At 45.8% G+C, this 22,857-nt stretch carries 19 protein-coding genes and 1 pseudogene; 14 read left to right on the forward strand and 6 right to left on the reverse strand.

Translation table 11 applies throughout. The features are described from left to right. Window positions 1-79 precede the first annotated feature (79 nt). From KU855_RS05950 to KU855_RS19010, 3 genes and pseudogenes are all read left to right on the forward strand, one after another. Window positions 80-474, forward strand: a pseudogene (locus KU855_RS05950) (DUF3224 domain-containing protein). 413 nt (window positions 475-887) lie between these two features. Next, the gene (locus KU855_RS19005) at window positions 888-1,427 is read left to right on the forward strand and encodes a type II secretion system protein (protein ID WP_218529389.1); all 540 of its coding nucleotides are present in this window, start codon (window positions 888-890) and stop codon (window positions 1,425-1,427) included. Between the two features lie 125 nt (window positions 1,428-1,552). Next, complete coding sequence (locus KU855_RS19010; protein WP_305729016.1) at window positions 1,553-2,098, forward strand: type II secretion system protein; 546 nt, start codon at window positions 1,553-1,555, stop codon at window positions 2,096-2,098. A gap of 33 nt (window positions 2,099-2,131) precedes the next feature. On the opposite strand, the gene cls is transcribed toward KU855_RS19010, so the two are convergent. Beyond that, the gene (gene cls / locus KU855_RS05965; protein ID WP_256260896.1) at window positions 2,132-3,601 is read right to left on the reverse strand and encodes a cardiolipin synthase; all 1,470 of its coding nucleotides are present in this window, start codon (window positions 3,599-3,601) and stop codon (window positions 2,132-2,134) included. A 417-nt stretch (window positions 3,602-4,018) separates the two neighbouring features. Here cls and KU855_RS05970 point away from each other — a divergent pair, with 417 nt between their 5' ends. From KU855_RS05970 to KU855_RS06005, 8 genes are all read left to right on the forward strand, one after another. Next, window positions 4,019-4,552, forward strand: a complete 534-nt coding sequence (locus tag KU855_RS05970) for an RNA methyltransferase (protein WP_218529390.1) — start codon at window positions 4,019-4,021, stop codon at window positions 4,550-4,552. Between the two features lie 216 nt (window positions 4,553-4,768). After that, window positions 4,769-5,614 carry a tryptophan 2,3-dioxygenase gene (gene kynA / locus KU855_RS05975; protein ID WP_218529391.1) on the forward strand — a complete coding sequence of 282 codons (846 nt, stop codon included), beginning with the start codon at window positions 4,769-4,771 and terminating at the stop codon, window positions 5,612-5,614. Between the two features lie 10 nt (window positions 5,615-5,624). Then, window positions 5,625-6,818: a kynureninase gene (locus KU855_RS05980; RefSeq protein WP_218529392.1), complete on the forward strand. Its 1,194-nt coding sequence runs from the start codon at window positions 5,625-5,627 to the stop codon at window positions 6,816-6,818. A gap of 104 nt (window positions 6,819-6,922) precedes the next feature. Beyond that, window positions 6,923-7,801, forward strand: a complete 879-nt coding sequence (locus KU855_RS05985) for an endonuclease/exonuclease/phosphatase family protein (RefSeq protein WP_218529393.1) — start codon at window positions 6,923-6,925, stop codon at window positions 7,799-7,801. 147 nt (window positions 7,802-7,948) lie between these two features. After that, window positions 7,949-9,718 carry a DUF885 domain-containing protein gene (locus KU855_RS05990; RefSeq protein ID WP_218529394.1) on the forward strand — a complete coding sequence of 590 codons (1,770 nt, stop codon included), beginning with the start codon at window positions 7,949-7,951 and terminating at the stop codon, window positions 9,716-9,718. An 88-nt stretch (window positions 9,719-9,806) separates the two neighbouring features. Then, the gene (locus KU855_RS05995; RefSeq protein WP_218529395.1) at window positions 9,807-10,934 is read left to right on the forward strand and encodes a M14-type cytosolic carboxypeptidase; all 1,128 of its coding nucleotides are present in this window, start codon (window positions 9,807-9,809) and stop codon (window positions 10,932-10,934) included. A gap of 13 nt (window positions 10,935-10,947) precedes the next feature. Then, window positions 10,948-11,265: a zinc ribbon domain-containing protein gene (locus KU855_RS06000; RefSeq protein WP_218529396.1), complete on the forward strand. Its 318-nt coding sequence runs from the start codon at window positions 10,948-10,950 to the stop codon at window positions 11,263-11,265. Beyond that, entirely contained in the window at window positions 11,262-11,543 is a 282-nt protein-coding gene (locus tag KU855_RS06005; RefSeq protein WP_218529397.1) for a YeaC family protein, read from the forward strand. Before KU855_RS06000 ends, KU855_RS06005 begins: the two co-directional genes overlap by 4 nt. Before the next feature lie 42 nt (window positions 11,544-11,585). On the opposite strand, the gene ansA is transcribed toward KU855_RS06005, so the two are convergent. Beyond that, window positions 11,586-12,596, reverse strand: a complete 1,011-nt coding sequence (ansA, locus tag KU855_RS06010; protein ID WP_218529398.1) for an asparaginase — start codon at window positions 12,594-12,596, stop codon at window positions 11,586-11,588. A gap of 171 nt (window positions 12,597-12,767) precedes the next feature. Between ansA and KU855_RS06015 the strand changes: the two genes are divergently transcribed. Next, on the forward strand, window positions 12,768-15,659 hold the full coding sequence (locus KU855_RS06015; RefSeq protein WP_218529399.1) for an HD domain-containing phosphohydrolase: 2,892 nt from the start codon (window positions 12,768-12,770) through the stop codon (window positions 15,657-15,659). A gap of 81 nt (window positions 15,660-15,740) precedes the next feature. Here the strand turns inward: KU855_RS06015 and sppA are convergent, their stop codons facing one another. Next, entirely contained in the window at window positions 15,741-17,591 is a 1,851-nt protein-coding gene (gene sppA / locus KU855_RS06020) for a signal peptide peptidase SppA (protein WP_218529400.1), read from the reverse strand. Window positions 17,592-17,753: 162 nt separating this feature from the next. Here sppA and KU855_RS06025 point away from each other — a divergent pair, with 162 nt between their 5' ends. Beyond that, complete coding sequence (locus KU855_RS06025; protein WP_218529401.1) at window positions 17,754-19,772, forward strand: NADPH-dependent 2,4-dienoyl-CoA reductase; 2,019 nt, start codon at window positions 17,754-17,756, stop codon at window positions 19,770-19,772. A 130-nt stretch (window positions 19,773-19,902) separates the two neighbouring features. Here KU855_RS06025 and KU855_RS06030 read toward each other — a convergent pair whose 3' ends face one another. Continuing rightward, window positions 19,903-20,523 carry an HD domain-containing protein gene (locus tag KU855_RS06030; RefSeq protein ID WP_218529402.1) on the reverse strand — a complete coding sequence of 207 codons (621 nt, stop codon included), beginning with the start codon at window positions 20,521-20,523 and terminating at the stop codon, window positions 19,903-19,905. A gap of 176 nt (window positions 20,524-20,699) precedes the next feature. Here KU855_RS06030 and KU855_RS06035 point away from each other — a divergent pair, with 176 nt between their 5' ends. Further along, on the forward strand, window positions 20,700-21,287 hold the full coding sequence (locus tag KU855_RS06035) for a TetR/AcrR family transcriptional regulator (protein WP_218529403.1): 588 nt from the start codon (window positions 20,700-20,702) through the stop codon (window positions 21,285-21,287). Between the two features lie 9 nt (window positions 21,288-21,296). Here the strand turns inward: KU855_RS06035 and KU855_RS06040 are convergent, their stop codons facing one another. Further along, the gene (locus tag KU855_RS06040) at window positions 21,297-22,298 is read right to left on the reverse strand and encodes an FUSC family protein (RefSeq protein WP_256260897.1); all 1,002 of its coding nucleotides are present in this window, start codon (window positions 22,296-22,298) and stop codon (window positions 21,297-21,299) included. Window positions 22,299-22,463: 165 nt separating this feature from the next. Then, on the reverse strand, window positions 22,464-22,805 hold the full coding sequence (locus tag KU855_RS06045; RefSeq protein ID WP_218529404.1) for a PBPRA1643 family SWIM/SEC-C metal-binding motif protein: 342 nt from the start codon (window positions 22,803-22,805) through the stop codon (window positions 22,464-22,466). Window positions 22,806-22,857: the final 52 nt, after the last annotated feature.

Consider the following 22,857-nt stretch of genomic DNA (forward strand, 5'->3'; position numbering starts at 1 on the left):
TCTCACATGAGCAAGAGCCAATTGCCTAAATAATCTTGCTTACTGAAAATGAATCAAAGCGCATGATTGGGTACGAAACATGAACATTTCAGGTCAATTTGGTGTTGGCTTGGATCCCAAGATTGCTTTGCCAAGGGAGCGGCTGGCTGTCATTTAACTAGGTCGACTATCGATAAGACATACCACGGTCAGCTGGAAGCGGTCAGTCAAGGAGAAATGTTAAGTGTCATGACGGCCACTAAAAGATCTGCCGGTTACGTTGTCATTGAACAAGTTTTCGGTAGCCTGGCGGGTAAGCAAGGGAGCTTTACTCTGCAGCATTTTGGCACCATGGCTAGAGGTAAACATAAGTTGGTACTGGAATTGATACCTGATTCCGGTGCCGGCGAATTAACTGGCTTAACGGGTACCACGGCCATCACCATAAAAGATGGGCAACATTTTTATGGATTTGATTATCTCTTCACGCAGTAATACCTGTTGCTGCTTATCTATATTTACCTCGGCTCGATGTTCACAGCGGCTACCAAGCCAATATTTGCCATAGACTGCTGTTTCTCAATCGCTATGGGCGTTAGCTAATATGGCTAATTAGCGCTGCATTGTATGCCAATAATGAGCCAATGGCCTGCTCTCGATAAGCGCCGTTATGACTAGCTAGTGCCTAGGCATTAATCAGTGGTGCTGCCGCTTATTGGTCATGATTCAGTTAACCTAATGCCACTGCTATCTCGGTATCTCGCTAGTGATTTCAATGGACAAATATTCATTAGAGTTTTGCCTTGAAATCAAGTATGGTGTCGTTTTTTGTCTAACGTCAAACTTTCTCACACAATTGTCTGATAGCATCAGCAAATAAATCAAACGTAGTAGATAGGACACACTTAATGCGTCGGCAGTTATCTGGTTTCACTTTGATTGAATTAGTGGTTGTAATCATTATTCTTGGCATTTTAGCGGTGGTGGCCATCCCTAAATTTGTTAATTTACAGGATGAAGCGATAGAGTCGGCCATCATGGGCCAATTTACTGCGTTCGAAAGCGCAGTTAAATTATATCACTCAGGTTGGTTAGCGGGGGGCTATAGCGGCGCAATTGCAGCGCTGCCTAATTTTGGTGATGGCGATGTGTCATCAACTTCAACCGGCTTCCCTTATTCAACGTCAGGCTTAACCACGCATCAATTCCATGCTTGCGAACAGGTGTGGTATGGGTTGACTCAAACTGATGTGTCGCTTTCATATGTAGAGGATAGTGAATTAGCCACGGCGATAGTTGATATTGGTTATACCTATTCAGATAATACGTGTATTTACCGCGGAATAAAGTTTATTCAACAAGGCCAAGATACTATTATCATGAATTATAATAATTTGACGGGTGATGTAAGTATCACGTATGGATCTTATGCTGTGCCTAAGCTGTAGTTAAACAAGCGAATGTATATAAAGCCTGCCATTGCAGGCTTTTTTTAGTTCTAGAGTTAGCAATGGCAATCTAGGCTATTGCTTATATGCTTATTAGTACCTCTGGTTTATCTTAAGGGTACCTTATGAGCCTATCGCCGCGCATCATGGTGGGTTTTACGCTTATCGAGTTAGTTGTCGTGTTGATTATTGTCGGTATTTTGGCTGTGGTCGCCGTGCCTAAGTTTATTTCCTTAGGTGATGAAGCTGAGCGCAGCGCATTATTGACAGACTATTCAGCGTTTGCCAGTGCCGTTAGCCTCTATCATGATGCTTGGCTGGTTCTCGGTGAAGGGCAGGCGGTGGCTAGGCTTGCCAATTTTGGCCAAGGTAATGTGTCATCAACGGCTACCGGCTTTCCATATTCTACCAGCGGTATCGATACTGATGTGTTTAATGCGTGTTTGCAGGTCTGGCATGGCCTTATCCAAAGCGATATCACACTAGCGTATGTCACTGACGCTGACATCCCGTCAACTCACATCCAACTCGGCTACACCTATACGACTAATGCCTGTATTTACCGCGGCATATATTTTATTCAGCAGCAACAATCGACTCCACAAATGACCTATTACTTTGATACGGGAAAAGTAATTATTCGTGATGCTTTCTATGACATCAGTCAATAGACAACAGCCAATATTAATCCGTATATTTGCTGGTCACAATAACGGGCTGAACCAATAAAAAAACTGTTCCATAAAGCGCTTATGAATGCGTCGCTTTTGCCACTTTTTACGATTAATTCGATGACTTTGCAGAAGGTAAGTCGTATGGAGTTGGATCAAACTCTCAGTAAACTCGAGGTTATCAACCGCCAAGGTGACTTCAAAATTGAGCCAAAAACTTCGCATATCAAGGTTTACCGTGCCAATGAGGCAAAATTTATTATCGATAATGACAGATTTAGTATGGAGTAAGCCGCCAGTAAATCTATGTATATGGACGCCAGCATTGAGAAGTTCACTAAAAAACGAACGGCTAGCCCATTCGACCATCATGGAGTCATTTTTGTCGGGAATGATCAAGGTGACTTTTAAGCCCCGTTGCGCCGCTGAACATAACGCAAACATCAGCACTTCACTGGGAACAAAGTAGGGCGTGGTGATCGAAATGCTCTCGGTCGCTTGGTAAATACTTTGCAACAGCGCCTGCTGGATGATGGCTTCAGGCATACCAGGGCCGGAGGGAATGACTTGTACCATGTCCTTGATGGAGTCATCAATATGCGGGTTCAAAACCGGACTGACGGGTAACTCTCTGTCACCGGTTTCGGTTTCCCAATCCCAAGCATGGATCGTATTGAGTACCGGTACATTGCTGCCAGTGAGTCGCACCATCACATCGACCCATTGGCCGACGCCGGCATTTTGTTTGAAGAAGGCCGGATCGACAAGGTTCATAGAGCCGGTATAGGCGATGGCATTATCTATCACGACAATTTTGCGGTGTAACCGTAAATCAATCCGTTGAAAAAACATTCGAAATGGTGATACCGGTAGTGCCGCTTTTAATCGTACTCCCGCGTTGCGGAGGAATTGTGGCCAATGACTTTTAAAAAAGGTGCCACTGCCTGCAGCATCCAACAAAACCTTCACCGATACGCCGCGGGATTGTGCAAGCATTAAGGCATTGGCAACTTCGTCGGCAAGACCTCCGGGGTGCCAAATATAAAACTCCATGCGGATACTTGTTTGCGCTTGATGAATATCACTGATGAGTTGGCGTAAGATGTCATCGGTCGCGGAAATTAATCGCAGTTGATTGTCGGCTAGGGCTGGGATGCCGAGCCTGCGTTCGCATAAGTGACTGATCTCGCGACTAAAGGGACTTAAGGTCTGCGGTTGATATAGTCGCCATTTGTGTAAACGCGAGAACCATTCTCCGTAGGGAGGGAACATGGCCCGTGCACGATTAGCGCGCTCTCGACCGAGGTTGAGCTCGCCAAACAACAAATAGGCAAGGATCCCTCCTACGGGGACCACAAAAATCATTAACATCCAGGCTAATGACACCCCAATCGCCCGCCGTTTAGTGATAATCCGCACCGTGACGATAGCGATAATAAGCCAGTAAACGAAAATTCCGGCAAGGGTGAGTAGCCGATAGAGCTCTTCTAATTTCATTTCCATTTAAATACTCACTTATTGGGTCAAATCAAACCATCACCTGCGGCTGTATGCCTACACTAGGCGGGGCTGCATTTGGCATTGCTATCATTTTCAGTGAAAAACTTTCATCTCAACGCACCTGATTATATCGGTTAGTGACTATATAGGCAGGGAATTAAAGCTTAATTAATTGAAACTCGCTCAAGGCTAGCGTCCGCGCTCAAACATCGAGTGTAGGCATTGTTCTGCGTTTAGTGTACAGGATCTTGTGATGTCAGGGGCAGATTTACCCCATCCCACCAGTCGGGATTAACAGCATCACTCAGGGGGGGGAGGCTATTCCCCCAAAGTGCTAGACAATTATCTTGTTTTATCGAACTCAGTTAGTGAAAATGGCTGCCATTGTTAGTTGTTACCTAGAGCAGGTTGTTATTTGTTATGGATCTTAGCCAAGTGATTATTGGGCTGACCAACCCTAAAAGTCCGACCAATGTGGGCGGTATTATGCGTGCCGCCGGTTGTTATAACGCAACTGAAGTGCGCTATACGGGCCAACGTTATCAATACGCCGCGGCGCATTACACTCAATATGATACGGACACCCAATCTGCGCGCGAACGTATTCCATTAATTGCGGTAAACCAGTTATTAGATGATTTGCCCCCAGACACAAAAATCGTGTGTGTTGAATTAGTCGAAGGAGCTATTGCCTTGCCAGATTTTGAGCACCCAGCGCAAGCCATTTACATTTTTGGCCCCGAGGATGGCACCATAGCTCAGCAAGTGATTAATCAAGCGGATGCCGTAGTGTACGTGCCAACAACCGGTTGCATGAATTTAGCGGCAACGGTCAATGTATTGTTATATGACCGCATGGCAAAGTCAGGTATCAAAGGCAGTGATGCCTTAATTCGTGCCAGTCGAGATACCAACAATCGGGTCAAAGTCACCTCGGCTAACACTTCGCGTTAGTCGAGCGCCCTTATCACATTGATGCGATGGCAACGGCTGAGGTCAGTCACGGTTGCCATCCGTGTTATTCATCATCGACATTGGTTGCGGTGCGATTAAGATTTGTCGTGGTCGTTGCTCTGATCTGTAAAGGTTATTAAGATGGTTGCCAATTGTTACTGGTGATCGTGCTTATGGCTCGCTGCGCCGGGTAATTCAGGTGCCATGGAGATGAAGATGACCTGTCCACATGCCAATATCAGGGAAATGGAAGCGAGTATCCATACCGATTTTAACAACGAGATGTCCTACGGTGATTATCTCCAGTTGTCGCAAATTTTGTCAGCTCAACAACCATTATCAGATCAACACGATGAAATGCTATTTATTATCATTCATCAGACGAGCGAGCTGTGGTTAAAACTTGCGGGTCACGAGTTAACCAATGCCATCACCAATATCCAAGAGGGGGACTTTGGGCATGCTTTTAAAGTGATTGCCCGCGTAAAGCACATTTTTAATCAACTCACGCAATCCTGGTCTATTTTATCGACCTTAACGCCGGTGGATTACCTGAAATTCAGAGATGCTCTAGGGCACTCCTCAGGGTTTCAATCTTATGGCTATCGCAAGCTTGAATTTCTGTTGGGCAATAAAAATGCAGCATTGCTCAAGGTTCATGAAAGCAATCCAAGCATTTATCATGAACTCAATACCATACTCATCAGCCCCAGTCTGTACGATGTGGCCTTAGCCGTTTTAGCTCAGCAAGGCTTATTGACGGATAAGCAAGTATTACAACGTGATGTCAGCCAAGCATACCAAAGTAATGATAATGTACTTAACGCCTGGTTAACCGTATACCGTGATGCGGACCGCCATTTTGAACTGTATGAACTGGCAGAAAAACTTATTGATATTGAAGATAGTTTTCAGCAGTGGCGCTTCAAACATATGTACACAGTACAGCGTATAATAGGAAACAAGGCAGGTACCGGTGGTTCATCTGGGGTTGGTTTTTTGAAAAAAGCATTAGATATCAGCTTTTTCCCTGAATTATTTGCCTTAAGAACGCATTTATAAGGAGTCATGGATGCCACAAGAATTAGCCCAGCGGTTGCAACCTTATTATTCGGCATTTAAGGTCTCGCAGCGAATTTTGTTATCCGGGCATTCCCATCAAGCTTGGCCTGATGTGGCCAAGCAAGGCATGCTGGATTGTTTCACTGATGCAGCGACACACATTGATGATAAATGGGTGGCGGCGTTTAGCAAAGCTGAGCAAGTGCGTGACTTTTATCGCGGTTTACTCGGTGAACCCAATGCTCAAATTGCATTAGGTGCCTCAACCCATGAATTGATTCTGCGATTTTTATCTGACTTAGACGGCTTTAAACACCCAGGTGCCAAGCCGATTAAAATCATTACCACCGATGGCGAATTTCATTCGTTACGTCGCCAATTGCACCGCTTACAAAGCGTCAATGTTGAAATTGTCAGTGTGCCTGTCGCACCGAGCGATACCTTGGCGGAACGTATCATCAATCAGTTAGATAAGCACACTGATGCCGTCATGCTATCCGCGGTATTTTTCGAAACCAGTGAAATATTTGTCGATATAGGACAAGTCGCGACCGCGGCAGCCAGCCTCGATATTCCCTGTTTAGTAGATGCATACCATGCGCTTAATGTGGTGCCCTTTGACTTACAACAATGGCAGCTGAACTCAGCATTTGTGGTGGCTGGCGGTTATAAATATTGCCAAGCGGGCGAAGGTAATTGCATGTTACGTATCCCTGCTGACTATCAAGGTAGCCCGGTCATCACGGGTTGGTATGCCGAATTCGATGTATTGAATCAAGCCGCTGGCCAAGTAAAATTCGGACCAGGGCAAGCAGCATTTGCAGGTTCCACCTATGATCCCTGCAGCCATTACCGCGCTGCGGCGGTATTTACATTCTTTGTAGAACAAGACCTCACCGCTGAGGTATTGCGCCGTCACAGTCAGCAACAAGTGGGTTACTTGTGGCAAGGAATAGCCTCAATGCCAAAGCTCGCAGGACGCTTGGCGTTACCTCGGCATGCGCTCGTGAATAATGGTGGCTTTTTGTCGTTAACGACCGACCACGCGGATGCCTGGGTCAATGCGCTTGGGCGACAAGGTATTTTAGCTGATTCACGTGGCAGCCAACTTAGACTAGGTCCCGCTCCTTATGTTAGCCAAGCACAATTAGATAAAGCACTAGAGCATATTGAAGCGTTAAGCCACGCCCCACTTAGTGAGTGAGTAATCTCAGTACGTTGGTCGCGTAAATGCTATTGATGAAGAATGATTAAGCCGATGATCACCAGTAGCGGGTTATACTCTACAAAAAGCCTAGGTTAATACGAATGAAGAAAGGTTGGCTTAGATTAGGTGCCTTTGCATCTGTGGTTTTGTTGGCGGCAGTGGTTGCGTTTAACCTAACATTCGAACCATTCGACCAACCTGCTGTCGCGGCAATCCATGGTGATTTCGCTCAGTTCAATGACGCTTGTGTGGTGAATAATATGCTTATGCCTCTTGATGATCAGGGACGGTTAAATATTGGGGTTTGGAATATTTACAAACAACAAAAGCCGCAATGGGATCAACAACTCAATAAATTGGTTGCCCAAAACGAATTAGTCCTGTTGCAAGAGGCCAGTTTAACACCTCGACTCAAACAAGTGCTGGCTAAGATGCAGCGTGATGTGGTGATGGCCCGAGCATTCAGTGGCTTTAATGTCATCAATGGCGTGATGAATGTGTCACGGGCACCGGCGATTGAATCTTGTGCCTGGTTAGCCAAAGAACCTTGGATCCGCTTACCTAAATCGGCCTTAGTATCTCATTACCCCTTGTCTAATGGTGAGGTGTTATTGGTGATCAATATTCACTCAATTAACTTTGAATGGCGCACCAAACGTTTTCAATCACAATTAATGGCCTTGACCGACGTGATCAATGAACATCAAGGGCCGCTGATTATTGCCGGCGACTTTAATACTTGGCGGCAAGCGCGACAAACCATGGTGCTCAAGTTTATTGAAAAGTTCCATTTACGCGAAGCAATACCAGTCGATGATCACCGTACTCGGGTTTTCGGTCATACCTTAGACCATATGTATTATCGCGGCTTAGTGCTTAGAGCTGTGTCGGTTGAGAATATTGCCAGCTCAGATCATAATCCGATCATGGCGTCATTTGAACTGCAACCTGTGAGGGGGAGCACTGCGCCGCATCACTAAAGCTTGACTATCCTTGGCGACACTCATTCAGTTTAGATGTAACAATTTATAAGTAATGGCTGAAAAAATTCGGCCATTGTGATTTACTTGCAAGCAAATAAAGCAGCAATGTAACGCTGCTTACCTATTGTCAGGCAAGGAAGAATAATGAAAAAAACCGCACTGATCATTGCCATGTCCTTGGGGCTTGTCGCATGCCAAACCCCGTATCCATCTACTTCAGTCGCTGTCGAGCAACAACAAGCTCAGGAACAATCTTTTGCCCAGTTTAGTCAAACCTTTATTGACAAGTTATGGCAACAAGCCCCAACGTGGGCATTGTATTCGGGTTATCATCAATATGATGGCAAATTGGAGGTCCCCAATGCAAAAGGTCGCAACAATGATTTGTTGTTTATTGAGAGCCAACTTGCGCAGTTACAACAGTTTAGCCCTGCAGCATTAACAGGCAACGAACGTACGGATTATTTGCTGATTGAGAATTTGCTCAAACAATGGCACTGGGAACTGACAGTGTTTAATGCGTGGCAATGGGATCCGTCATCGTATAATGTGGCTGGCGGTTTTGCTCAAATCATTAATGAGGACTTTGCTCCCATCGAGCAGCGCCTGCAAAGTGTGTTGGAGCGCTTACAGAGTGTGCCAGCTTACTATGCCGCGGCCAGAGAAAATATTCAGCAGCCAACCCTAGAACACACTGAACTTGCCATTTTACAAAATCAAGGCGGTTTTTCTGTGTTCTCTGATGAATTGCTTGCGAAAGTGGAGGGCTCGGAATTAACCGCCACTGAAAAAGCCTTATTTAGAGCCAGATTGCAAACCGCTAAAGAGGCATTGCAACAGCATATTGATTGGTTAACCGACCTCAAAGCTCAGCTGGTTGCTGAGGGTGCGAAAGATTTTAGAATTGGTGAGGCTTTATACGAGCAAAAATTTGCGTTTGATATTCAATCGGGCATGACGGCCAAACAGCTATATGATAAAGCGGTGGCCGAAAAAAATATAGTTCAGCAACAAATGCTAAAAATCACCCGGGATTTATGGCCCAAGTACTTCACTACTCCTATGCCTAGCGACGATAAATTAGCCGTGCGAACCTTGATCGATCACTTATCGGTTCGCCATGTTAAGGCTGAAGATTTTGTCAGTGAAGTCAGTCGTCAAATCCCTGAGCTTGTTGACTTTGTAAATCAAAAGCAATTAATTACCTTGGACCCTTCCAAGCCATTATTGGTGCGTAAAACCCCTGAATATATGCGTGGCTTCGCTGGGGCTTCAATCAGTGCTCCAGGCCCTTATGATACACAGGGAAATACTTACTACAATGTGACGCCGTTAACTGGTATGGATGCTGATTCCGCTGAGAGCTATCTGCGCGAATATAATCACTGGATCCTGCAAATTTTGAATATTCACGAGGCCATCCCTGGGCATTATGCGCAATTGGTGTATTCGAATCAGTCGCCCTCATTGGTAAAAAGCTTATTTGGTAATGGCGCCATGGTCGAGGGCTGGGCTGTCTATACTGAGCGTATGATGTTGGAAGAGGGTTACGGTGATTTTGAGCCAGAATTGTGGCTGATGTATTACAAATGGAATCTGCGGGTTATCTGCAACACCATTCTTGATTACAGCATTCAAGTCTTAAATATGGAGCAAGAGCAAGGATTAGATCTGTTGATGAATGAAGCCTTTCAACAACGTGCCGAAGCCGAGTCTAAATGGCGGCGGGCAACCTTGAGCCAAGTGCAATTAACCAGTTATTATGCGGGTTATCGTGAAATATATGATTTTAGAGAAGAAATGAAGGCAAAGCAGGGCGAAGATTTCAAGCTCAACGCGTGGCATGAGACCTTCCTTAGTTATGGAAGCGCCCCGGTGAAATATATTCGCCAACTGATGATGGCTGAAAAGTAATCGGAAATGATTGCATCATCAGTTACCATTCCCGGCAAATTATCCATTGCTCTATAGATGATTTGCTTTTTTTGTTGAAGGAAAAGTTATGCGTATAAGTGCTAATTTCGATGGCGGTAATATCGACATTATCAAAATGGATCAAGTCGATGATATTCAATTGGCGATTCGAAGCGATGAAGGTGGCGAGTTCTATCAATGGTTTAATTTCCGCTTTGAAGGGCAGGTGGGTCATCGCTACGATCTCAAAATTATCAATGCCGGTCAGTCATCCTATCCTAAAGGTTGGGAAAACTATCAAGCGGTCGCCAGTTACGATCGCCAAACCTGGTTCCGTATCCCCACAAGCTACCAAGACGGTGTGCTTCATCTTCAAGTCGATTTGGATTGTGATGCAGTGCAGATAGCGTATTTTGCGCCCTACAGTTATGAGCGTCATTTGGATTTACTCAGTGAGGTGCAGTTGCATCCTGATGTGAGTCTTGAGCATTTAGGCCTAACCTTAGATGGGCGTGATATGACTTTAGTCAAGGTGGGTGATGACGATCCTGACAAGGCCAACATCTGGATTACAGCTCGTCAGCATCCAGGCGAAACCATGGCTGAATGGCTGGTGGAAGGTTTACTGAATCGTCTGTTGGATCAAGACTGTCCAGTGGCCAAATCATTAAAAGACAAAGCCAATTTTTATATCGTACCCAACATGAATCCCGATGGCAGTGTTCGCGGCCATTTACGGACCAATGCCAAGGGCGTCAACCTCAACCGCGAGTGGGCTAACCCGAGTTTGGCCTTAAGCCCAGAAGTATTTTATGTGGTCAATAAAATGAAACAAGTTGGTGTCGACTTATTTTATGATGTCCATGGTGATGAAGGTCTACCTTATGTGTTTCTTGCTGGGTGTGAAGGTATTCCGGCATGGGATGCGCGTTTGGCAGAGCTGCAGCAACAGTTCAGCTCAGCCTTGTTATTAGCGAGTCCAGATTTCCAAACTGAGTTTGGCTACGATAAAGATGCACCTGGCCAAGCCAATTTAACCATAGGTTCAAATTGGGTAGCGCAAACATTTGCTTGCTTGTCCAATACCCTGGAAATGCCGTTTAAAGACAATGATAACTTAGCGGATCCTTTCGTCGGTTGGTCACCCGAGCGCAGTGTTCATCTCGGTGAAGCTTCGTTGATTGCCATGTTAGCAGTGGTCGATAAATTACGCTGAGTGAGATAAGTATATGGCGCTGATTTTATGCCCCAATTGTAATAAACGGGTATCAGACAAAGCACAGCAATGTCCGCATTGCCAAGTGGATCTTCAGTCGGATCTCGGATCACTGTTACGCATTCAGCACATTCGTAAGTCACAGCAATTGATGACCCAAAGCTTTATTGCCATGACCTTATTTATTGCGGGTATGGTATTGTGGTTTTGGGGCGGTGAAGTTGCGACGGGCCTGAGATCTTATGCGGCATTAGCCTGTTTTGTATTCGGCTTTGTCGGTTATCTGATTGTTCGAATTCGGATGGTATTACATAAACGGAATAGTGTATGAAAAATGTCGAAACCCTGATTGAACAAATGCCCAATGAAGTATACCAACGCTTGTTAACCGCGACTGAGATTGGAAAGTGGGAGGACGGTTCAGTGCTGACAGAGGCACAACGTGACCACAGTTTACAATTAGTCATGTTATACCAAGCAAAGCATTTGCAATTGAATGACCATCTTACCATTGGTCAGAATGGACAACTCAATGAGTTGTCCAAGAGTGAATTAAAAAAGTCCTTCCGTGGAGACAGTATCGCGCAATTTAAAGAAAGCGAGCTGTAATCCTCAGTGGATAACCAAGATAACGTCAGTGATTCGCTGGCGTTATTCGGTTAATTCGCCAACTAGATTCTGCATCATCCGCCGCTTAATTTCAGTCGAGCTTAATTGTAACGACAACAGATAATGTAGCTTAGCAAGGGCGGCTTCAATAGTCATATCCGCACCACTGATCACACCCGCACGGGCGAGCGCATTGCCGGTGGCATAGCCGGACATATTGACGTGCCCTTGGAAACATTGGGTTAGATTCACCAAGATGATACCCATGGCATCGGCCTGTTTCAGTACACCGAGAAAGGCTTTATCTTCTGGCGCATTGCCCACGCCAAAGGTCAGCATGATGAGCGCCTTTACCGGTTGCTGCAGCATATTATTGATAATTTCTTTCGGCATGCCAGGGTAGAGTGTCACTACACCGATGGGTTGAATATCAATTTGAGCCACATCTAAGGTATTTGATGTCTCTGCGCCTAAGCGTCCAGCTTTCAGCTCAATTTTTATGCCGGCTTCCATCAATAATGGGAAGTTAGGTGAAGCAAACGCATCGAATCCATCGGCATGAGCCTTAGTACTGCGGTTGCCACGAAACAATTTATTATTAAAAAATAATGACACCTCAGCAATCGGGTAATTGGCAGCGATGTACAATGCATTGAGAAAGTTGGTTTGACCATCCGATCGTAATTGCACTAAGGGAATTTGCGAACCCGTGACTATGACGGGCTTTCCGAGCCCCTGTAACATAAACGACAAGGCTGAAGCAGTATAGGCCATGGTGTCAGTCCCATGGAGGATGACGAAGCCATCATATTGGTCGTAATGATCTTTAATATCATTCGCAATTTGCTGCCAATGACTAGGCGACATGTTCGCCGAATCAATTAGCGGCGCATATTCATTGATAGTAAAGGAGGGCATTTCCTCATGGAAAAATTCTGGCAAGGTTTGGATATGCTGGGTGAAGAAACCTGAGCGAGGCGCGAAACCATGCTCGGTTTTTTGCATACCGATGGTGCCCCCGGTATAAGCAACATAGATGGATTTTTTAGGCATAGTTTTTTTATTTAGTGAGGGTGCGTAGATTATACAAAAATATCAGGCGTTAAGGAAAACAATCCTCTCGAAGCTTGGTTAAACGACTCGCGTAGTCGATGGCAATGACTATAGTCAATAGTTACTTCAAATGTCGCCTTAGGATATTTCCACTTGGTTTAGGATGCTGTAATGCTGTCAAAGTTTACTCGGGCTGTGCCTTTTTACCTCCATATTGCCGCGATGTTTGCAGCCTTGTTTATTGTGCTGGGACTTATTGCCAGTACATTGATTTATAACGCAGTATTGTCAGCCAACATTGCACATCAGACCGAACAGTTTGACCGTGTTAGCGCAAGATTTACCGAACGTTTACGTCATGATCTAAGTGCGGCTAAAAGCACCTTATCCATGTTACCTATCATCCCCGGGCTGGACTTAAGTCAATATTGGCAGGGCCAGCAGCTAACGCCAATGTTGGTCCATTTATTGGAAATGAGTACGAGCTACAGTTCAATCTATATGGGGAATGCGAATGGGGATTTTTATCAAGTGAGCCGGGTCGTGCGGCGGCCAGATAGACCAATTCCCATTCCAGACTCTGCGGTGTGGGTAGTTAAAGAAACCCATACAATCGATGGCTTGGGAGTGCTCACCTATTTGGATGCGCAGTTATCTCCTTTGATGTTGCGTCGATTGACTGAGGTGGACTACGATCCGCGGCTACGCCCTTGGTATCAAAAAGCCATGGAGCAAAAAACATTAACCCGCACTAAAGTGTATCGTTTTTCAACCGGGGGCAATTATGGCGTGAGTTTAACCATGCCATTATTAGATCAACGCCTCGTGATTGGCCTCGATGTCTCGGGCGGAAACGTGGCTCGGTTTTTTGCAGAACAACGCTTGCCAAAACTAGTTCAAGTTATTATTTATGACCAGTCGAAGCAGTTGTTATTTGCCAGCAAAGATATTGCTAACATCAATTATCAACAACCCCTGGCGGCGATAAAGGCTTACCCTCAGCCGGTAATACGCGCGTTTAGCCAGTATTTAGACGGAGTTCATCATATTCGACCCGATATCATCCTTGATGACACGGGCCGTGAATGGCAGTTTCACATCAGCCGTTTGTTGGAATCACCCGATATCTATTTGGCCATGTTGGTGCCATACACATTGGTAGAAAATGCAGCGAAATCCTCCTTGTCGTCGATGGTGTTACTTTTTGTCGTTAGCCTGCTGGTTATTTTGCCGATGATTTGGCTAGTCTCGCGACGTATAACCCAACCTCTGGAGCAATTAACCCGTGACGCCAATCAGATAAAAGCCTTTAAATTCGATGCTCCCGCTACGGACACCGGCAGTATTTCCGAACTCAACGAATTGTCCAGTGCCATTGAGGGCATCAAGGGCACCTTAATTAACTTTATTAATGTGGCGCAAGCCTTGAGCCAAGCGCAAGATTTTGAGACGTGCCAGAAAAGCTTGGTACTTGAATCTGCCAATGCTGTCGGAGCCACGGGCGCGGCCTTAATGCTTAAGCAGCAAGAAGAGTACCATTTAAGTCAATGTTGTTGGCGAGATCAATTGATTAACCCTGATGATTTCCCGGTAAACTTCACGCTGTTTCCATGGTTTAGCAAGTTGCTGCAAGGAGACCGTGTCCGCGTTAATCTCAGTGAGACAGAATGGCACAGTTTCTTTGCGCATCTAGAAGCTTGGCCGGGTGAACATGATTTATTGATTGAGCCATTAATTGACTCACAACAACAAGCGGTGGGGATGTTGTTGATGGTGTTGCCACGGATGAATAAAGATCTCCGTATTCGTCGTCAGCAATTGATTGCAGCCTTAAGTAGCAGCGCCGCGTCTGCGATTGTGACCCAACAATTACTCCAACAGCAAAAGTTGTTGCTTAACAGTTTTATTGAATTATTGGCAACGGCTATCGATGCCAAAAGCCCTTATACGGGCTCGCACTGTCAGCGAGTGCCGGTATTATCAAAAATGTTGACCCATGCGGCAGCCAAGTCAACTGCCGAACCATTTAGTGCTTTTCATCCTAATACTCAAGACTGGGAAGCCATTCATATTGCGGCCTGGCTACACGATTGTGGCAAGATCACCACCCCTGAATTTGTGATCAACAAAAGTACTAAGCTTGAAACAATATATAACCGTATTCATGAAATTCGAACGCGAGTTGAAGTCATCAAACGAGACCGCAAAATTGCAGCATTATCCGCTCTACTGACGGATACGCAACTCGCTCAAGCACAGACTGTCTATCAGCCCCAATGGCAAGGATTAGATGATGATTTTGCTTTTATTGCGATCATTAATCAGGCGCAACATGCGTTAACGGCTGCCGAGGCGCATCGATTAGAGCAATTGGCAGAGATCCCGTGGCAACGTACTTTAGATGATCAGTTAGGTTTGAGTGAGTTAGAGAAGTCCCGTAACGGCAGTCAAACGATGTTGCCTAGCTGGGAAACCTTATTGATGGATCGCGTTGAGCATCAAATAGCGCGCCCTAAATCGCAGAGCTTAGCGGCAGACAATCCATGGCATTTTACCTTAGCCATCCCCACATTATTGTATCATCGCGGTGAGCGTTATAATTTGATGATCACGCAAGGAACGTTAACCGCTGAAGAACGCTTTAAGATAAACGAGCATATCATTCAGACGATTAAGATGCTCGAGTGGCTACCGTTCCCGCAGCATTTACAACAAGTGCCTGAAATCGCTGGTGGCCATCATGAACGAGTGGATGGGCTAGGCTACCCGAGGGGCTTAAGCAAAGAGCAACTTAGCGTCCCGGCGAGGATCTTAGCCATCGCAGATATTTTTGAGGCACTAACCGCAGCGGATAGGCCCTATAAACCCGGGAAGACCCTTTCACAAACGCTGGCGTTGATGCAAACGATGGCCAGCTCCGGCCATATTGACCCTGATCTATACAATTTGTTTTTGAGTTCTGGTGTTTGCCATAAGTTTGCACAAAAATATTTGTCCGAGCAGCAAAAAGATATCGATGATGTCAGTGCTTATATGGTCGAAAATGATGCACCTATGGCGTAGATTTGGCCAAAAAATAACGCCTGCATCAGCAGGCGTTATTTGGGGGAATGAGGCTAAGAGGGACCTCTATCGCCATCTAGGTTATTCAATGCGACAGACTTCGCACAACAAATATTTGCCTTGAGGATCATCAAACTGACTTAATTGTTGTAGCGCTTGATTGATAGGGCCGGTGACCGAAGTAACTAAGCTTGCTTGTCCTTTGATTGGCGGCAACCAACTTTTAGCGCTACCGAACAGCTCTTGGATCATCAATTGTTCAGTTGATAATGATTGTTCAATCAAGGTGGTATCGTACTCAGCTAAATCAGCCAGTTTAGCCGCTTTGGCAATGGCATCTTCCATATCGCCCAGTTCATCCACCAGACCCAGTTTGATAGCTTCGCTACCGGTCCAAACACGCCCTTGGGCTATGGCATCGACTTGCTCGAGACCCATATCTCGGCCTTCGGCAACTATCGAAAGAAACTCATGATAGCCTTTTTCAATACTGCGCTGGATAACTGCGGCGACTTGAGGCGATAACGAACGTGTCACTGATAATCCGGCCCAATCATTAGTAGAGACGCCATCAGTATAAATGCCGATACTGGCTAAAGAGTCCTGGAACGTCGTGATTAGCCCAAAAATACCAATAGAGCCGGTGATGGTAGTGGGAGTCGCATAAATATAATCAGCATCTGCTGAGATCCAATATCCCCCCGATGCCGCATAAGTCCCCATACTCACGACCACGGGCTTGCCGGTGGCTTGAAATGATAATAATTCTTGGCGGATCTGTTCAGATGCAAAAGCACTCCCGCCGGGGCTGTTGACCCTCAACACCAAGGCTTTAACTTGGTCATCATACTTGGCTTTACGAATTAACTTCGCGGTACTTTCACCACCAATATCACCAGGCTGTTGGTTGCCATTCATGATTTGTCCTTCCGCCACGATAATGGCGACGTTTGCTTGGCTAGTAGGTAACTCAAGGGGTTTGACTAAATCGTGGTAGTCTTCAATGTTGATCTGTTTGAAGGTATGAGTATCGCTGTTAGTCGCTAAGCCGACTTTAGCAATGACTTGCTGGCGGAATTGATCCAATGTCATCAAGGAATCGACCCAACCTAAGGATAACGCCATTTTAGCGGAATCACCTTCATTGGCATTGAGTTGTTGTAAATACTCATCGGCTGATAAGGCAAGGCGACTCGCATTGATATTGCGATTGCCGGCCACAATTTCTGAATAAGTTTGCCACAGATTATTGAGTAATGATTGGTTAGCTTCTTTCGCCGCTACCGACATATCATCACGAATAAAAGGTTCAATCGCCGATTTATAAGTCCCAACCCGAAACACATGGGTCTGCACTTTGAGTTTATCTAACGCACTGTTATAAAACAGGCGATACATACTAAGGCCTTGGATCTCGACCACCCCTTGAGGGTTGAGTACGATTTCATCGGCGTAACTGGCAAGGAAATATTGTTGCTGGCTAAAATAGTTACCAATCACAGACACGGACTTACCTTGCGCTTTGAAACGCTTTACGGCGTCACCTACGGTCTGCAATTGACTCATTCCGGTACGGCTTAAGCCACTGAGATCCATGACTAACATGGAAATACGGCCATCGTTAGCCGCAGAATCAATGGCGTAAATGAGGTCGCTTAACAAATACTCATGTTGAGCATTGTCTTGATTTCCCTCTTGTAAGAGGGCACTTATAGGATCGACATAACGCTTTTGATCCACTATCGAACCATTCAGTTTAAGCACTAATGCAGTATTATTATCAAGTTCCAAAACGTCATCACCACTGAGTGATGCAAAGATTAAGATCAATACTCCAAAAAAGACTAGGTTCAAGATAATTTTGCGTACTGCATTGAGGGTCAACCATATCCCTCTAAAAAAACGCCTGATAAATGAAGGTTGTGCAGACATTTGCCGCTCCTCTGTTAACGAATAGCTTAATGCTAACCGAAAAATAAAGTTTTAGTTAACTTCAATTGTAAATAGGTTTATATCAGTTTGTTTACATCAGTTGAGCTTACTACAGACTCAAGGTATGCTAATTTAAATCACATGTTTTAAAAGGATGTTTGAATGGCGCATTATCCGCATTTATTGGCACCGTTAGATCTTGGTTTTACTCAACTGAAAAACCGAGTGTTAATGGGGTCAATGCATACCGGACTCGAAGAAGAGAAAGGTGGATTTGAAAAGTTAGCGGCTTTCTATCGTGAACGCGCCGAAGGCGGCGTGGGCTTAATCGTGACCGGCGGTATCGCTCCAAACTTTCGTGGCCGATTAGCGCCACATGCGTCGCAATTAAGCTTCGGTTGGCAAGTCAAAAAACATCGAATAGTCACTGACGCGGTGCATGAGGCTGACAGTAAAATTTGTATGCAAATCTTACATGCTGGTCGCTACGCTTATCATCCTTTTAGCCAAGCCCCGAGTCGCATTCAAGCCCCTATTAATCCCTTTAAACCTTGGGAGATGTCATCCCGTCAGGTCAGTTCTACCGTTAAAGATTATGCTAATAGTGCAGAGTTAGCCCGTGAAGCAGGCTACGATGGCGTAGAAGTGATGGGCTCAGAAGGGTATCTGATTAATCAATTTATTTGTAAGCGTACCAATAAACGTACGGATGAATGGGGGGGCAGCCTAGAAAATCGTTGCCGATTGGCTATCAATATCGTCGAAGCCATTCGCGCGAAAGTAGGTCATGATTTTATCATTATTTTCAGGCTATCCATGCTTGATCTCGTCGATAAAGGCTCGAGTTGGGATGAGGTCGTGCAATTAGCTCAATGGTTAGAGCAAGCCGGTGTCACCATTATTAATACGGGTATTGGCTGGCATGAAGCGCGAATTCCGACCATTGTGACCAGTGTTCCGCGTGGCGCCTTTGCGTGGGTTACCGAAAGATTAAAACAGCACGTTAGTTTGCCATTAATCGCGACTAATCGGATCAATACTCCTGAGATTGCTGAACATATTTTAGCAAGCGGCCAAGCCGACATGGTGTCTATGGCACGGCCGATGCTGGCTGACCCAGACTTTGTCAATAAAGCGGCTGCGGGTGAAGCTGATTTGATCAATACCTGTATTGGCTGCAATCAGGCGTGTTTAGATCATACCTTTTCAATGAAACGGGCGACCTGTTTAGTCAACCCGCGGGCGTGTTATGAAACCGAGTTAAATTTCCACCGCAGCAACCAACCTAAAAAAATTGCGGTCATGGGCGCAGGTCCTGCGGGCATGGCATTTGCGGTATACGCATCGATGCGCGGCCATCAGGTCGTGTTGTTTGAAGCCAAAGATCACGTGGGCGGCCAATTTAACCTCGCCCGCAAAATTCCTGGCAAAGAAGAATTTGATGAAACCATTCGCTATTTCATAAACCAGATGGAAAAGTGGCGAGTTGATTTGCGGTTGAACTGTAAGCTAACGGCTCAAGAGTTAGCCAAGGAATCTTTTGATGACATCGTGATAGCCTCAGGTGTCCGGCCGCGACCGTTAAGCTTGCCAGGATTTGACTCACCTCAAGTGGTGAGTTATCAACAAGTACTCAATGGCGAAGTGACCATCGGTGAGAGAGTCGCGTTGATAGGTGCAGGTGGCATTGGTTTTGACATCGCCCATTATCTGTGTGAGCAAGAGTCATCGACTCTGGCGCCTGCACGTTGGTACCAAGAGTGGGGCATAGATACTCAATACCAAGATGCGGGAGGGCTAACGACTCCGGTGAAGGGGCATTCAGGCCGAGAAATTACCTTGATGCAGCGTAAAACCACTAAAATGGGCGCAGGCTTAGGTAAAACATCTGGTTGGGTCCATCGAGCAGTGTTGAAGCAACATGGCGTTAAGATGCTGACCGGCGTGAATTACATCAAATTTGATGATCAAGGCCTTCACATCGAAGTGGATGGCGTGGCGCAAGTATTAGCTGTCGACAATGTGGTGTTGTGCGCCGGTCAAGAGTCGAATCGCGATCTCGTGTCTGAGATGGAACAAACCGGATTACCGGTTCATCTCATCGGCGGGGTGGAATTGGCCGCAGAGCTCGATGCTAAGCGCGCTATCCGTCAGGGGGCGGAACTGGCGATTGCTATCTAAACTGTGGAAATAATCTGCCTAGCCCAGTGAACTCTGGGCTAGCAAACCTCGCAAACTCCCCTCAAACTATTGCCTAGGTATGTTTGTGGTGGTTGTCATGTCATCAGATGTCGATGCACTTTGGTTTAGCTTAGCTACAGATCTCGCGGCGTAATTGACTCATAAAATCCACTAAGAACTGACTTCGCTGTTTAGCCATGGTTTTGGCGGTGGCTGTATTCATGCGCTGTTCAAGCTTAAGCAGTTTTTGCTCGATATGATCCAATCCAAAGCGGCTATCATCTAGCGCTCTATGGTCGAAAAATGGGTCATTGCTGTCAAAAAATGGCCGTTTGAGCTCAGTGTTTACTTGAATGCAGCGAACGAGGCCAATCGCACCTAAGGCATCCAATCTATCGGCATCTTGCACTATGCAGGCTTCAAGCGTGCGGGCCTCAAGATTAGCACTGTAACTGTGAGCACTGATAGCATGATGAATAGCGGCAAGTTCAGCGGCACTGTAGTCATAGTCTGCGAGAAGCGCGATTGCCCGGTCGGCGGAATAAAGCGACGCTAACGGCCGCTGGGGATGATTTTTAGCGAGTGAGACGCAGTCATGAAGCCACGCCGCGGCGGTAACTATTTTGATATTGGCCTGTTCGGCCTTGGCGATGGTAACCGCATTACTAACTACTCGCTCTACATGGGCGATGTCGTGTGCTAGATCACTTGCTTGCTGGCCGATTAATGTCTTGAATTCATGTGTATTCATAGATGAGTGCTTGGCTAACTGGCTGCGATGGTCTAACTCGGTTGCCAGCATTGACTTTTTTCAGTGTTATGACGCAAGATAGCCCTAGACGACTGGTCTAATCAACTCTTTGGTTGATTGTTTCTCCAAGATCAGCAAGCTTGGGTCTATTTTGCCGTATTTGTGTTAGGTCAATTATGAAAAAATCCTTTATCGATACCCGCCAACATCTACTTGATATTGGCCTTGAACTCATGGCTCGTTCCGGTTTTAGTGCCGTCGGATTAAGTCAAATATTGGCTAAGGCGAATGTTCCTAAAGGGTCATTTTATCATTACTTTACATCAAAAGAGCAATTTGCCAACACAGTGTTGGCCGCTTACTTTGATGCCTATCTCCAAGAGATGGATCAGCACCTAGCTCACGCCAACACGCCGCAAGGTTTAATGCCGTATTTTGAGCATTGGTACGATAGCTATGGCCAAGAATGCCAACAGCAACGCTGTTTGGTGGTTAAGCTCAGTGCCGAAGTGGCAGATTTGTCAGATGATATGCGCCTAACACTGGTTAACGGCAGTCAGGCGATTATTGATAAGCTCGAGCACGCGTTATTGGCACAACAGGCTGATCTGCAGCCGCAAGCCATGCGTTTGGCGAATCATTTATATCAGTTATGGTTAGGAGCAAGTTTACTGACGAAACTCCAACGCAGTAAGCAGCCTTTAGATCTCGCGCTTATCCAAACCCAGCAGTGGTTAAGCCAATGGCAGAGACCGTGCCATTGAGCCTCGTTATCACTTGCCCGGTTTAACTCCTTTAGCCGCGTGGATCCCATGGGTGACAATCAACGCGATGGCGACCCAGAAACAACCAATCAAGGTGTCGACAAAGCGCCAACTCATCAAATGTAAATCACCATTAGGCAACAAGGCGAAGTTTATGGCCACCATCACGGTGACAGTGATGGCTAAACTAAACAATAAATAGCTTGTACGCAGGCTATAAGGGATCCAAAACGCAAATAATGCCACGAATAATGTTTGCCCAAGTTGGTCCATATAGCGGACCACAAGATAGGCAATCACAATGCCGATTAATGTGCCAACAATCCGATCCCATAAGTGGTGCCATGACAAACGGTCGTTGATATGCATGACAAACAAAATGGTTAATCCCACCCAGCCAGGTTGAGTCACATGTAACCAATCAGCACTGATGGTCGCCGCTAAGATGGTGAGCGGAAGGGTGAGTCCATACAAGGGGCCATTAGTATCGCCTTTAATGATTTGAAAAAATTCGTCATTAGGTGAGTGAGCTATCTCATGGGTTTGGTATAACCAGCCCTGAATTAAAATCAATAATAATGCCAACAGTGCACCGTAAAAATAGGCCACTCCGACCGCCATGGATGCGGGGAACCCAAGCTGAGCTAACAACAGTGCTGTTGCAAGATATTTACCTAGCAATCCCCAGTAAGCGTGCTCGGGTTTGGGTTGTCCGGCGAGAAACCCAAACAACATCAATGCCGCGATGGCCAACTGCGAGTGACCAACTAAGGTTAACCCCAACGCGGCAGCTAAGATCACCGCCAGTACCCCCATCACTATCGCGGCGATTTGTTTGAGCGCTTGACTGCGTGGATCCAGCAGGAGGGCTAACAGTGCCCCTAAACTCATAAAAGCGGCTTGTAGGTAATGATGGCTGATGGCGCCGTATAAAATGGGTAAGGCCATACCTAAGGAAAAGAGTACGCCTCTGGCACGCTCATAAGCAAACATAGTCATTTCTGTCATCATGATTAGATGTCAAAATTATAGAGGCCACGCGCGAGAAGTATAGGTGGCTCAAGATGAGCGTCTGTTCATGCTCAATGGCACATATGGGCACAAAAAAGCACTGCCGAAGCAATGCTTTTTCATACGATCCAGCTAACCCTTGGGCTAACTTGGCCGCGGCTGCGATTAGTTTGCGCCGCAGCACTTCTTATATTTATTACCGCTACCACAGGGACAAGGCTCATTGCGGTTGGGTTTAGCAGCGACTAAGGTCGTTGATGGTTTATTGATGATCACATCTAATTGACGAATGTCTTCTGCTTTTTCGGCATCAATGATGATCTTACCGATCAGTTGATGTTGTTCAAGCAAGGCTTGTATTTGCTGCGCACGGTTTTCATCGGTAACAATTAATTGCAATGGGTTGGTCTCAGTACCCGCTTTTGCCACACGTTTAGTGTTATAACCGCTTTCGCCGTACTTAGGTTTAGGCGTTTTACGCCCTTTAAAAAAGAATTTATCTGACATGGGGATTCCACTCGAACAATATTGTGGATGCTTATACTATAAAATTGACATC

The organism is Shewanella sp. NIFS-20-20, from assembly GCF_019209865.1.
Classification (GTDB): domain Bacteria; phylum Pseudomonadota; class Gammaproteobacteria; order Enterobacterales; family Shewanellaceae; genus Shewanella.